This window comes from Paenibacillus sp. ClWae2A (assembly GCF_032452295.1).
In the GTDB taxonomy this organism is placed as follows: domain Bacteria; phylum Bacillota; class Bacilli; order Paenibacillales; family Paenibacillaceae; genus Paenibacillus.
In genome coordinates this window covers 297,792-311,530 of sequence record NZ_JAULSQ010000003.1, presented here as the reverse complement: position 1 = coordinate 311,530, position 13,739 = coordinate 297,792, and the positions used below count along the sequence as shown (strand labels likewise).

Genomic DNA, 13,739 nt, shown 5'->3' with positions numbered 1-13,739 from the left:
TCGGGATTATATACAGTAAGGGAGAAGCCATTCTCTCTACATAGTGGATATGCGAAAGCTCCGGAGACGGAGCTTTTGTGCTGAATGAGGTTAAAAGTGAAAACAGGAGGTATCCGAAGATGCATGAAACGATTGGGATTATCGGAGCGATGGATGAGGAAGTCGAGCTTTTGCTGGCAGGTATGAAGCAGCTTGAGACGGTCAAACAAACCGGCATTACATACGTTGCAGGCGAGTGGCTGGGCAAGCACATTGTCGTGTGCAAATCCGGCGTAGGTAAAGTAAATGCAGCGGTTACGACGCAGATTTTGATTGATCGTTTTCAGGTTGATCGCATTATCTTCACAGGTGTTGCGGGTGCAGTTAACCCGGAGCTGAACATCGGAGATATGGTTATATCGTCGGTATGTGTTCAGCACGACATGGATGTAACGCCACTGGGGTTCGCACGCGGGGTTATTCCTTACCAGGAGACATCTGCATTCCCTGCCGAGGCTTCGCTTATTACACTGGCTGAAGAAGCATGTAAAGCTCAGGGAGCCAATTACCTGATCGGTAAAGTGTTATCTGGAGACCAATTTATTGCGAATAAAGATACGGTTAACATGTTATATACGGAAATGGACGGTGCATGTGCCGAGATGGAAGGGGCAGCAGTCGCTCAGGTCTGTTACATGAATCGAGTACCATTTGTTGTCCTGCGTGGGATGTCAGATAAAGCGGATGGTTCGGCACATGTTAACTTTGCTGAATTTACCGTGGAATCTTCGCAGCGTTCACACCGAATAGTGGAGCACATGTTAGAAAATATGTAATGGAAGTAACTTGAAAAACCGCCCTTCGATTAGCTGTTCCATGAAGTATGGAGCAACGCTGCGAGAGGCGGTTTTTGTTATGTATATCGTTTTTGGAACAGATCATCGAATTAGTACATGAACCGATGGCGGAAGCGCACACGATCAAACTGTTCTTCCGATGTGATGGGCACTTGACTTCCGATACGTACCATCAAACAGTTCGCAGGATGTGAACAGATTTCAGGGTCATCTGTTGCATACCAGGTCATGTCGATCGTTTCCATCAGCCTCTCCATCATTTTGCGATAATCCCATACGTTTAGTCCGCTGCCCTTCAGATCCCAATGCCAATAATATTCTGTGGTGAAAATAATGTAGTTCTCCATGTATTTATCTTCCAGAGCGGTAAGCAACATTTCACGTCCAATGCCAAGCGAGCGATAGTCATCCGCAACCTCGATTGCCCCAAGCTCAATCAGATCAGTCATATTACCCTCGGACCAGCGTTCACAATCATCCGCATAGTGAAAGGTTACATAACCAATAATCGTCTCATTTTCATGTGCAATGATAATTCGACCTTCAGGCAATGCTGCGATCTCTGCGAGAGCTTCCTGCTGCTCCGTTGGGCGCCGAAAGGCATCCAGATCCGGATGAAAGGCAAGACGGGTTATCTCCTCGGCCTGCACGGGGCCTTCAACAGTAATCCGGTGTCCGGACTTGAAGATGGAACGCATATGATGTTCTTTGATATGTTCCATGGTTCATGCTCCTCTCTCTCCTACTTATAGAGGTTGTTCCAAAAAGAACGCTTTTGATTACGAAGGATGCCTAGTGGCATCATCAGCATCGAATATGGCATTCACCCGAAATAAGCGGGAGGCTTACGAAGTATGTTTCCAAAGGAAACATTTTAGTTGCTCCCGTAGTTTTCCCTACGCTCCGCTACTCCATTTCTAGCTTCATCCCATCTTCTTGGTACTGAAAACCGATCTTCTTGAACACATATTTATAGCAAAAATCCAAAAAATTGAAAAGCCATAGACGACAATTGAAAAGATTTGCTATAATTGCGTAGACAAAAAATGTTCACAATTCAATACAGTATGGTTAACATCTGTTTGGCCGAGCAAGTACATGATGAGAAGTTCTCTCTACTAATGTAAGCGCTAACTGGAAGTTCAGTCAACACAAAGGCAATGAGAATTGACCCCTAACGGGAATCGAAATGTCGAGTTGAAGGAGGCTGGCAAGCATGAGTCAAGCACATGGTGAGATGCTGCAAACGGTTGTGTCTGAATCTAATCTGGGCGATTACACGGAGGCGAGAAGCCGGTTCGATTGGGAATCGGTGGAAAGGCACTTTACGTGGCACGCCAGCGGAAAAGTAAACATGGCGCATGAAGCGATTGATCGTCATGTACTGGAAGGAAGGGGCGGAAAAACCGCTTTATTGTATAGCGATGCTTCACGTGAAGAGTCCTATACTTTCGCTGATCTGAGTGAACAGTCGAGTCGGTTCGGGAACGTTCTCCGCAAATATGGCATAGCCAAAGGGGAACGGGTGTTTATTTTTATGCCTCGAAGTCCTGAGCTGTATTTTAGTCTTCTGGGTATATTGAAAGCTGGAGCCATCGCGGGCCCTTTGTTCGAAGCTTTTATGGAAACGGCTGTGAAGGATCGGCTGGAGGATAGCGGAGCAGTAGCACTCGTCACAACTCCGGAATTACTGAAACGCATCAAACGTTCCGAATTGCCCGAACTCAAACATATCTTTATTGTGGGTGGGGGCGCGCAGACTGAAGAAGGACTCATCGATTTTGATGCAGAGATGTCTGCCGCTTCGGATGAGATGGAAGTAGAGTGGTTGAATCGTGAGGATGGTTTGCTTATTCATTATACCTCAGGCTCTACGGGTAAACCCAAAGGGGTGTACCATGTTCAAAATGCCATGATTCAGCACTATTATACAGGTAAGGTTGTTCTGGATTTACGTGAGGATGATGTGTACTGGTGCACTGCTGACCCTGGTTGGGTGACAGGGACCTCTTACGGTATCTTTGCTCCATGGCTCAACGGAGTAACCAATGTGATACGGGGCGGTCGTTTCAGTCCTCAAGATTGGTACAGCACCATCCAGAAGAACAAAGTCACGATCTGGTACAGTGCACCAACGGCCTTCCGTATGCTGATGGGAGCGGGAGAAGAGACCATCGCCCAGTTTGATCTGAGCAGTCTGCGTCATGTAATGTCTGTCGGTGAACCGCTCAATCCAGAGGTTGTTCGTTGGGGATGGAAAGCCTATGGTCAGCGAATTCATGATACATGGTGGATGACGGAAACAGGTGCACAGCTGATCTGTAACTATCCCGGAATGCCAATCAAGCCTGGCTCCATGGGGCGTCCGTTGCCTGGCATAGAAGCAGCCATTATTGATGATCGCGGGCAGGAATTGCCGCCGTACAGTATGGGTAATCTGGCCATACGGGCACCTTGGCCATCCATGATGGCAAAGATCTGGAATAACCCTGCGAAATACGAGGAGTATTTCAGGCTTACGGGTTGGTACGTATCCGGGGACTCCGCTTATATGGATGAAGAAGGATATTTCTGGTTCCAGGGACGGATTGATGATGTGATTAATTCGTCAGGCGAGCGTATCGGACCCTTTGAGGTGGAGAGCAAGCTTGTGGAGCATCCTGCGGTAGCAGAGGCGGGTGTAATTGGTAAGCCGGATGTAACACGTGGGGAGATCATCAAGGCCTTTGTAGCGCTTCGTGAAGGATATGAGGCGACACCGGAGCTGAAAGAAGAGATCTATCGTTTTGTCAAAGAGGGCCTGTCTGCTCACGCTGCTCCGCGTGAGATTGAGTTTAAGGATAAACTGCCCAAGACACGTTCCGGCAAGATCATGCGCCGTGTACTGAAAGCCTGGGAGCTTGATCTGCCAACAGGAGATCTCTCCACCATTGAAGACTAACGTGACAGTGCTAGGATCATCAATGTGGCGCTATCGATACCGATACATTGAGTAGTGGGGAAGAAGTTAATATTCTACGATTCCAAATACAGTGACTCTACCCATTAAAATCGGTTGTAAAAGCCTGCTGCACATGTAATTAAAAAGCCGCACTCTCAGATACGGTCTGAGAATGCGGCTTGTTTTGGATCGCTATGCCTGAATCAGGGTTGAAAATGAACGGCTGCAGAAGGTTCGGATTCACCCGCACTGTTACTGGCAGATACCTTGAACCATCCACTGGTAGATGCGGGTACTCCATAATCCATCGTATTACTCGCTGTTGTTCCAATTTTGGTATAAGGAGCCGAGCCCGTTTCACTGTAATATACAGCATAACTATCTGCGTTTGGAGTAGACGCCCATTGAATGCGCAGTCCTTGAGAGAGGGCAGATACGCTGACTTGACCAGGTGTGCCTGGGGCTGTCGTTGTTGTATTATCGGTCTGCGTTTCTCCCGGCGTAATGACTGTGCCTGGAACTTCAATCGGCTCATTAATCTCTTCTTCCACAGGAGGAGCTACACTTCCAGCACTATTTACTGTAGCGCTAGGAGCAGACTCTCTGCCTGCAACATCCACTGCGGTTACATAGAAGGCAAAGTTGCCGCCTTGTGCTGCATATGCAGAGAATGATCTGGATTCACCAGTCAGGACAACTTGACCCTGGTTCTGGAATCCTCCACCGTTTACAGAACGATACAGACGATAACCCACGACATCATTTTCAGGTGTGGCATTAAATGTAATGACAGCTCTGTCACCCGAGGTTGAGATTCGTACGTTACCTGGTGCATCAGGAGTTTTGCCGTTATCTGTTCTTGGATCAATCTGTGTCGGCATGTCTGCATCAGCATCTTCAGGAAGATAATAAGCAAGTGACTCATGTCGACTCATACGTGAGAATGCATTTTGCAATTCTTTGATGAGATCCGAGATTGGTTTTTTACGCTTGATTACTGTTTTTTCCTTCAACATGTCCGAAGGTGTTCCGTCACGCGGAATATAGTTGACACCATTGTAAGTGATGTACTTGGCTCTGGCGACACCGTCATCGCTATCCTTCGGAACAAACTTGCTGTTGAAAATATCCGTAACAAATTTGTCAGTCATGGATGTTGGCAACTTGCCGCTGTAAGCCGATACTGTGCGCGTTTCGATGCCAGATGGTTTTTTGAACGAATCCGTGATGAATAGATCTTTTTGCGTATCGATCACTTCATTCAGGATTTTCGACCACAGTTGTTGCGCACGTTTTCTCTGTGATTTACTTTCCAGCGTATTCACTGGCTGTTTGTATCCAACCCACACGCCAAGTGTAACATCTGGTGTATAACCTTCAAACCAGACATCTGCGTAGTTTTGAGTGGAACCCGTTTTACCTACAATCGGCACACTCTTGGAATATTTGTAATTTTCACGTACTTTATCTGCCGTTCCTTCTGTAATAACGGTCCGCAGCATATCGGTCATCAGGTATGCTGTCTGCTCCGAGAAGGCTTGGACAGGTTCAGTATCGTGTTTATAAACGATGTTGCCTTTGGAATCTACAATTTTGCTAATCATGTAGGAATCGTTATACACACCATTATTGGCGATGGCACCATAGGCACTGGTCAGTTCTTCAACGGTTACACCGTATTGGAGTCCTCCGAGAACACCGGTCTGAGCCTGATAGTCTTCCTTCTGAATGGTGGTGATTCCCAGTTTCTTGGCGAAGGCCCATGCTTTGTCGATCCCGACTTCTTCATTGAACAACTTCAAAGCCGGTATATTAAGTGAGTAATTCAGTGCTCTGCGGGCCGTAACAAGTCCTTGGTAACGGTTGTTAGCGTTCTTTGCAATGTGGTACCCGCTCGGGCCGTCTTTCAAAATGATCGGTGAGTCATCAATAATTGAAGCTGGCTGAACAAGACCTTCATCTAGCGCAGGGAGATAAGCGGCAATAGGTTTCATCGTTGAACCTGGCTGACGTATCATCTGCGTTGCGTAGTTCATCTGTTCATCCTGGAAATCCCGTCCCTCAATCATGCCCAGAATAGCACCCGTTTTGTGATTAATCAGCATGGCAGCAGTTTGTTCTTTCCCTTTGACAGGATCATCTGCTGAGAAATTGCTGTCATCTTCCGCAATGGTACGCATCGTTTTGTATATACTTTTGTTGATGGTCGTGTATATACGATATCCACCTGTACGCAGTTGCGTCTGAGCTTCCTCTAATAACGCACTGTTTTCCTTCTGAGGTGTGTCTGCATCCGTAGCTTTGTCTGTAGATTCAGCTGTGTCGGAATTCAACTGTTTCATCAAAATCTGTGCAGCTTGTCGTTCCGTTTCCATCATAAGATATGGATAAGTGTTGTAAGCCTTGACGGTCTTCGGAGCGAGCGAGCTTTTGATATCAAAAGCTAGAGCTTCGTCATACTCGGACTGATTGATTTTGCCCAGTTCAAGCATACGGCGCAGTACCAGATGCTGACGGTTGATTGCGCGGTCAAAATTCTCCTCTACAAAATCACCTTTACCGTTAAAAGCGGAGTAAGAGGAGGGGAGTTGTGGCAATCCAGCAAGATAAGCAGCTTGAGCAATGTTGATTTTTTCAAGATCGTTAATATTGAACAATCCTTTGGCGGCCGCTTTGATTCCGTAAACGTTGTATCCACTGGAACCATTACCAAAAGGAACTTTGTTCAGATAGGCTGTCATGATCTCGTCTTTGGTCAGGAAACGTTCGAGTCGGAGTGAGAGCAAGATTTCTTTCACTTTCCGATCTTCCGTGCGATCCAGATTCAAAAACACACGACGCGCCAATTGCTGAGTCAGTGTACTACCGCCGGTTTGTACTGATTCTTTCAGCACTTTCTGTTTCACGGCACGTAGTGTTCCGCTCATGTCTACACCTTTATGTTCGTAAAAATGATTGTCTTCAATCGAAATGACAGCATCAATAACCTTTTGTGGGATCTGGTCCGTAGTGACCGGACGCCTGTCTTCTTCCGTACGTAATTGACCGATCGGACTGCCGTCGGCAAAGTAAGCAAAGCCTGTGATGGAGTTTTCGCTGACTTTTTGTTCAATCAGGGCCCTTGAACGGACAGGCTCGTCTTTCACAATGGAACTGACGTATCCCATCAAAGCGCCGCCTACAAATAGTGCCCCCATAAATCCAAGGACGACCATCCATTTGACGAAACTTCCCAGTCTGCGGGCAAAGCTACGTTTGCGTACAGGCTGTTCATCGGGCTTTTTCTTATTAACATCAACCATTCAGTGTCTTCCTCCTTTTAACAGCACTTATTATAGCATAAAAAGGCGGGTTTGCATGCCTGAGAAATACAAGTAATGGTCGAAATTTGCCATTCTGCCATGCATTATGCTATATATCATGCGATATTGAGGCACATTTCATGAGTTGTAAGCCAAAATAAGCAGGCCACCTCCATGCTGAGGTGCATAGGGTGGCCTGAATGATTTGTCGTATTGGAGGTCTTCTACATTAGGTTTTGAATCGTTGAATCAGCTCTAATAGTTCCTGGGTAAGATTAGCCAGTGAGGCAGATGCCGCCGTAATCTCTTCCATGGATGCGAGTTGTTCTTCAGAGGCAGAGGCAACACGAGATGCGTGATCTGCTGTCTCATGACCAATGGTTTTGAGTTGCACTAAAGTTGCATCAACCTGCTGTGATCCAGCAGACATCTGCTGCGCAATGGCTGAGACATGCTCAATCTGCTCATTAACATCTGAAATCTGTGATGAAATGGAGAGGAATAGTTCACCACTCTCATTAATCACTTCCGCTATATGGCTCACCTCGGCATTCCCCTGTTCCATATTTTCAACGAGAGAAAGGACCTCTTGCTGAACGTTATGAATCAACGCTGCAATCTGCGCTGCTGATATTCTGGATTGTTCAGCCAGATTACGAATTTCGGAAGCAACAACACCAAACCCGCGCCCATGTTCACCTGCTCGTGATGCTTCAATGGAAGCATTAAGGGCAAGAAGATTGGTTTGACGACTAACTTCCGTGATCATGCCTGTAATATGTCCAATCTCTTCCGAACGTTGGCGAAAATTCTCCAGTGCGGTCATGGATGTCTGCACAGAAGAGGTGGCGCTATCGACCATACGCATGGCGGACTGAATCTTATCGGTCCCCACAGTTGTTCGCTCAGCCACAGCTCGCGATGAATCCGATACATCGGAGGCGGTCTTTGCAATTCTTCCGATCCCTACAGATATTTCATTCATGGAACGGGAGGACTCTTGCAGCTCCTGCACCTGTTTACCTGCTTTATTTGCAAGTTCCACTCCTGTTAATGCAATCAGTTCGGCAGCTTTACCTGTTTCTTCAGCACCTGCGGTCAACTGTTGAGAGGTAGAGCCCACAGATAGAGCATGTTCGGATATAACCGATATGGTATGACGCAGTGTATCCATCATCTGATTCATATGACCCGCCATGACGCCAAATTCATCTTTGGATCGTACCGGTAACTTTTGTGTCAAATCTCCGTCAGCCAGCTGTCCAGCGACGATATTAACTTGATTCAGCTGTCTTACAATGGAGATGATGGTGTAGGTAACCACACCTGCAAGCAGAAGTACAGCCAGTGCGGCAATAAGTATGGACCAGTTCAAGCTGTCATAGAAGGGTTGAAGGATATGGCTCTTTGGTAGCGCCGATACAAGGTACCAGTTTGAATCTGTTCCTTGTAACCTGGCAGGCTCAGCAATAAACAGTTCTTCCCCTACTTCAGGGTCAGTGGCGTAAAACTGAGACTCGCCAGATTGTATACGCTGAATGATCGTCTTCATTTCAGATGGAATTACAGCTCCTTCATGAGCCAGTTCCGGTTTGGAGCCATGTGCAGCAATCTGTCCTTCTCTAGTAATAAGCATGGCATAACCCTGATCCGGATTAAGTGATGTTATATTTTGCTGAAAACGATCAATGGTAAAGTCGGCACCAACAATGCCGAGAAAATTTTTGTTTTCATCTAATAGAGGGAGGACAATCGAAACGAGCAGTGTTTCTTTTCCACCAACCGTATAGGTAACAGGCTCGGACCAATAGATGGATTTGGTTTTCTTTGGCTGCTGATAGTAAGTACTGGTTTCACCGCTTCCCTCATAAGTAGGCATAGGCTCAAAATGCAGGGAGTTGCCATCGCGTATAACGTATGGAACGAATCGACCCGTAGCATCATCATAGTCATTTTTATTCACGTGATCTGCATCGTTTCCATCAAAGGCATTAGGTTCCCAACCCGTATAAAAGCCAAAAACTTTCTCGTCCTTTTTCAGATACTGTTCAAGGAGTCTAACGACTTCTTCACGGTTGAGTGATCCGTTCTGAGCGGCATCCAATAACGTGGTACTCATGGTGTCCAATGTGTTTTTGACCTGATTAATGTCAGTCATGAACTCGTTCGTAGCTCGATTTGCAGCCTGTCCAGCAACGCTTTCACCGTACTGCAGGCTTTTGTCGTAAATGGACTTGGTGTTAAATGCAATCAGGGCTCCAATACAGCAGAGTAATACTACTCCGAGTAAAAGTCCAAGCTTAACAGCAAGCTTGCGATTGCGAAAAAAATGCATGTTTTAATCCCCCTCGATGTTATTCTTGTGATGTATACATGGATGTGTGCTTCTCCTGAAGGGAGTCTATATTTTATATCGTTATTTACGTTCTTATAATGAAGATAATTAAAAAAAGCATAGAAAAACAGCCGCCGAGAAAATCTCGACAGCTGTTTGGATTGAAACTTTAATGTGATTGCAACGATTAACGGTTGTAGAACTCGACGATTTGTTTTTCATCAATGTCTTGGGACAATTCAGCACGCTCAGGCAAGCGGATGAATTTACCTTCTACAGCTGCTTCGTTGTATTCAACGTATGCTGGAAGATGCGAACGGCCTTCCAAAGCTTCTTTAACGGAAGAAAGAGCGCGGCTCTTCTCACGCAAGCCGATTACATCACCAGTGCTTACTTGGTAAGAAGCGATATCGACTTTTTTGCCGTTTACAGTTACGTGACCGTGTGCTACCAACTGACGTGCTCCAGCGCGGGAGTTAGCAAACCCAAGGCGGTAAACGAGGTTGTCAAGGCGGCACTCAAGCAAGAACATGAAGTTCTCACCGGCAATACCTTGCATTTTTTGAGCTTTAGAGAACAGTGTGCGGAATTGCTTCTCGCCCAAACCGTACATGTGGCGCAATTTTTGTTTTTCTTGCAATTGCATACCGTAGTTGCTCATTTTTCTGCGTTGGTTAGCTCCGTGCTGACCTGGAGGGAAAGGACGTTTCAATTCTTTGCCTGTTCCGCTAAGGGAAATGCCGAGGCGACGGCTCAATTTAAATTTAGGACCAGTGTAACGTGCCATGTTTAAAGTAGCTCCTTTTTAGTTAAAGTTCATATTAGGGCTCTGTTTGCGCTCCAATTTGTTGATGCGGGCTTGGCCTCGCATAGAACGATCAGGAAAGTTCAGCCGCTGTCCTGAAAGCAACAAAAAGAATGAGGGTGACACAACCGGTAATGCCCAAATTTAAAGACCCATTAGTAGTCTTCATCAACAATTTATATTACAGTTTAAGAGAAACAAAGTCAAGCGTAGAATAAAAGCAAAAAAACGTCTAAATTTGTCGATAGGTCATTGGGCCTAAAATAATGGGACAATTTTCTGAAATATGGATGCAAAAAAGCTTTAAACAGAGTAAAATAGATTGTATCTTAACTTTAAATCATCTTTATGTAGCAAGGTTATCGCAACGAATTTGCAGGTTTGCGATAACGTCTGCAGATTAATGCATCCTGGTGGATGCAAAAACGGTGCAAAGGAGCGCCTGACATGTTAGAACATCTAAGAAGTTTACCTGCCAGCTTGAATTCACGAAGTTCGGGCGATTCCGCATCTTTTGCCGCTCCTCGTTCTCATGAAGAGCATGTGTTGTGGATGCAAAAAATGGATATCACACCTTTTGATTTTTCATATTTGGGCAGCTTGCTAGAGCAGGCATACAGTGACTGGAACTCCAGAATGGGTTCAAGCCTTGCCAGAACATCAACCTTTTACAGCGTGTGGAACACGGAAGGCGATTGCATAGGATACGATAGCGATCATGAAGCTGATCCGGGCGTAAATGCACGCAGGCTGGTATTGGAATGTTTGGATAAGAGACAGGTCCTGTCCCTTAAAGGGACAAGCGAACACGGAGAATATCTTATAATAACACATCCCTTATTCTCCAGAACAAACAAGGATATGTTTGCCGTATTCACTGCTGTGATCTATGAATCCAATGGATATGAAACGTCTGAAGCTGTGGTTCAATCTGAGGCATTGCATTATCACACCTGCTTTTACCGAAGATTTGAATACATATTTATGACGGACCTGTTACATGCTCATGAACAAACAGCCCGTGAGGAACACCGGAGGTCCATCCTCTTTCAGATTGTTCAGCGAATGCATGACAAAATGGATGTCGAGGCCATATTGGATGAGGTATTTGACAGTATGGACTACTTGTACCCGGCCACTTATATAAAATTGTATATGTCTCAGGATCAGAGCAACTCTGATCCACGGATTAAACCGTTGCTTGTCCACGAGCGAGGAGAAGATATTTGTGTGCGTTCATTTATGGAAGGTAAGCTGATCGTTGCTCGCTCACATGATTCAGAGAACCGCATTGTAGATGTAGGGATTCCGTTGAAAGGTAAACAAGGCATATACGGTGTGTTCCATATCGAAATGAATGAAGAGATCATGGAAGAATCGGACTTGCAATTGATTACGATGATGGTAGACACTGCAGGAACGGCCTTTGAGAACGCCAAGTTGCATGAACAATCCAATATGTTAATTCAGGAACTTCGTTTAATTAATGATCTTACACAGCGGTTGAACAAAAGCCTGCATCTTTCGGAGATTTACCAACTGTCCGAGCAAGAGTTAAAGGAAATATTCCAGGCTGAAACGTGTTGCATTCTTCAACTCAATGACAGTACCAATGACTTCGAAGTCATGTCATCTAACGTGAAAGATGTTTTTCACCAATCCTTTTCTGTAGACTACGGTATCGCAGGCTTGGTGTATCGAACAGAGGAACCGCTTATTATAGCCAATTATGCGCAATTTGATAAAGTATCCTCCTTTTTCATGGAAGATACGGGATCCATGTCACTGATTGCATCACCGATCAGAGTCAATGGTGAAGTGAAGGGTGCCATTTTGCTGGGACACAGTAGAGAGCACTACTTTTCATACGATAACTATCGGCTCTTGCAGATGTTATCCATTCATATCGGGCTTGCCCTGTCAAATGCCACGCTGCATGCCGAGGTTCGGCGCTTGGCTAATCTGGATATGTTGACAGGTCTGTACGTGAGGCATTATCTGGATAGTGTGATTCACGAGAGACAGGCTCATGAATTCTGTGGCTCCCTCATTGTGGTGGATATTGATCAGTTCAAACAGGTGAATGATACATTTGGACACCAGACGGGGGATCAAGTATTGAAGCAAGTGAGTGAGATCGTCACCAGTTCTGTTCGCTCGGAGGATGTCTGCGCCAGATGGGGTGGAGAAGAACTGGCGATCTATATGCCACAGGTGAGTGTAAGGCAAGCGTTAGATTATGCGGAAGTGATTCGAAAGAGAGTCGCAGAAGAGACCAGACCGCTCGTCACGGTATCCAGTGGCATTGCAGAGTGGAATTGGATGGATGAAAAGGTCAGTGTAGAGTCCTTGTTTTATCGAGCAGATATGGCTTTGTACAGCGCCAAGAATGGGGGTCGGAACAGAATCGTTGTAGAGGAACAGGAGGTAACACGTTAAGAGAGAACAATTCCAATTGCGGAGTCGTTCTCTTTTTTTTTTTTTTGTGTGTGTGTATCGGAGATCAAGATGTGTATAGAAGGAAGTATAAGCGCATACGGGCGGGGCAATCTATGGAGAAAGTTCACGGAAGGGTGAAGATAGACATGTTTAACCGCCATTCGGTACGTACATTATGGTTATTTGTGAGCATCGTGATTATTGGTGTTCCGGGTTGTGGATTAATCCAGCGAGATCGAACACCTGAGGAGATTTTTTCCCTGGCTTTATCGGGGATAGCGGGAAAAGAAACGTTGAGTTTTGAAGGAGAGGCAGGACTTCGACGGGAGAACAGCGGGCTGTTTGAGAATCAGTTCAAATTCGAAGGCAAGCTGGAGAATCATGATCGCCTGACCCTTCAGACCCGATTACCAGGAGAAGTAACCGCTGTGGGCACAGGCATTCAAACAACTGCCGTAAAAAATAACGGACAGCCCAGTGGGTTTAGCGCCTCTTTCGAGCGGAAACAAGGGCAATGGATGGCGTTGTCAGCGCAGCATGAGCCGCTGCGTGGGTCGCTTTCCCGCTTTAATCCAATTGCCCAAATGGAGAAGATCGATAAGATGAACAAAACCATTCAATCCGAGTATGGGGCTGGTCGTCGAACCAGAACATTACGGATTGAACTTGCACCGGAAGACGCCAAATCATGGGCTGTAGCCCAGCTAAACGACGAGATGAACGCCATTCGGTCAGAATATATGCATAAGGCAGCTACGGTGAAAGGGGCGCGTAAGGAGAAGCTTGAGAAGGATCTGGACAAAGTTTGGAAACAAGGTGAAACAACGATGCAACAGATGATGAAACAAGCGAGCGTGCAGACGGTATATCATCTCACGGTAGATCGGAAGAGCAGTCTGCCTCTTCGTTTATCCTCTGAAAGTCAGGTGAGTTACACGGACAACAACCGTAAAAGTAACAAAGAAGCTCTTGTCACCGATGTAAACTTCAAGTCATATCAATAAACGATGTGAGGGACTGCCTGCTGACGGGATGACTGTTCGCGTGCTACAATAGTATCGTAATTTACCGTTGTTCAATT

8 protein-coding genes are annotated in these 13,739 nt (G+C 45.9%); 4 read left to right on the top strand and 4 right to left on the bottom strand.

Going from position 1 to position 13,739, the window contains the following annotated elements:
• Positions 1-119 precede the first annotated feature (119 nt).
• Entirely contained in the window at positions 120-815 is a 696-nt protein-coding gene (locus tag QVE09_RS12585; RefSeq protein ID WP_315937066.1) for a 5'-methylthioadenosine/adenosylhomocysteine nucleosidase, read from the top strand.
• Between the two features lie 110 nt (positions 816-925).
• Here the strand turns inward: QVE09_RS12585 and QVE09_RS12580 are convergent, their stop codons facing one another.
• The gene (locus QVE09_RS12580; RefSeq protein ID WP_101313583.1) at positions 926-1,558 is read right to left on the bottom strand and encodes a GNAT family N-acetyltransferase; all 633 of its coding nucleotides are present in this window, start codon (positions 1,556-1,558) and stop codon (positions 926-928) included.
• Between the two features lie 494 nt (positions 1,559-2,052).
• On the opposite strand from QVE09_RS12580, the gene acsA reads away from it, so the two are divergent.
• Positions 2,053-3,777, top strand: a complete 1,725-nt coding sequence (gene acsA, locus QVE09_RS12575) for an acetate--CoA ligase (RefSeq protein ID WP_315937065.1) — start codon at positions 2,053-2,055, stop codon at positions 3,775-3,777.
• Positions 3,778-3,980: 203 nt separating this feature from the next.
• On the opposite strand, the gene QVE09_RS12570 is transcribed toward acsA, so the two are convergent.
• The 3 genes from QVE09_RS12570 to rpsD form a co-directional block, all read right to left on the bottom strand.
• Positions 3,981-7,079 carry a transglycosylase domain-containing protein gene (locus QVE09_RS12570; protein WP_315937064.1) on the bottom strand — a complete coding sequence of 1,033 codons (3,099 nt, stop codon included), beginning with the start codon at positions 7,077-7,079 and terminating at the stop codon, positions 3,981-3,983.
• A 229-nt stretch (positions 7,080-7,308) separates the two neighbouring features.
• Positions 7,309-9,414 (bottom strand): methyl-accepting chemotaxis protein, encoded by a 2,106-nt coding sequence (locus QVE09_RS12565; protein WP_315937063.1) that lies wholly within the window; start codon positions 9,412-9,414, stop codon positions 7,309-7,311.
• A gap of 187 nt (positions 9,415-9,601) precedes the next feature.
• The gene (gene rpsD / locus QVE09_RS12560) at positions 9,602-10,201 is read right to left on the bottom strand and encodes a 30S ribosomal protein S4 (RefSeq protein ID WP_062835377.1); all 600 of its coding nucleotides are present in this window, start codon (positions 10,199-10,201) and stop codon (positions 9,602-9,604) included.
• A gap of 465 nt (positions 10,202-10,666) precedes the next feature.
• Here rpsD and QVE09_RS12555 point away from each other — a divergent pair, with 465 nt between their 5' ends.
• Together QVE09_RS12555 and QVE09_RS12550 are read left to right on the top strand one after the other, a co-directional pair.
• Positions 10,667-12,658 (top strand): sensor domain-containing diguanylate cyclase, encoded by a 1,992-nt coding sequence (locus QVE09_RS12555; protein WP_315937062.1) that lies wholly within the window; start codon positions 10,667-10,669, stop codon positions 12,656-12,658.
• 146 nt (positions 12,659-12,804) lie between these two features.
• Positions 12,805-13,662, top strand: a complete 858-nt coding sequence (locus tag QVE09_RS12550; protein ID WP_315937061.1) for a hypothetical protein — start codon at positions 12,805-12,807, stop codon at positions 13,660-13,662.
• The last annotated feature ends 77 nt before the right edge of the window (positions 13,663-13,739 follow it).

Bases quoted from the DNA above. Each gene is read 5' to 3' on its own strand.
- QVE09_RS12585 (WP_315937066.1), top strand. From the start codon at position 120: ATGCATGAAACGATTGGGATTATCGGAGCGATGGATGAGGAAGTCGAG.
- QVE09_RS12580 (WP_101313583.1), bottom strand. From the start codon at position 1,558: ATGGAACATATCAAAGAACATCATATGCGTTCCATCTTCAAGTCCGGA.
- acsA (WP_315937065.1), top strand. From the start codon at position 2,053: ATGAGTCAAGCACATGGTGAGATGCTGCAAACGGTTGTGTCTGAATCT.
- QVE09_RS12570 (WP_315937064.1), bottom strand. From the start codon at position 7,079: ATGGTTGATGTTAATAAGAAAAAGCCCGATGAACAGCCTGTACGCAAA.
- QVE09_RS12565 (WP_315937063.1), bottom strand. From the start codon at position 9,414: ATGCATTTTTTTCGCAATCGCAAGCTTGCTGTTAAGCTTGGACTTTTA.
- rpsD (WP_062835377.1), bottom strand. From the start codon at position 10,201: ATGGCACGTTACACTGGTCCTAAATTTAAATTGAGCCGTCGCCTCGGC.
- QVE09_RS12555 (WP_315937062.1), top strand. From the start codon at position 10,667: ATGTTAGAACATCTAAGAAGTTTACCTGCCAGCTTGAATTCACGAAGT.
- QVE09_RS12550 (WP_315937061.1), top strand. From the start codon at position 12,805: ATGTTTAACCGCCATTCGGTACGTACATTATGGTTATTTGTGAGCATC.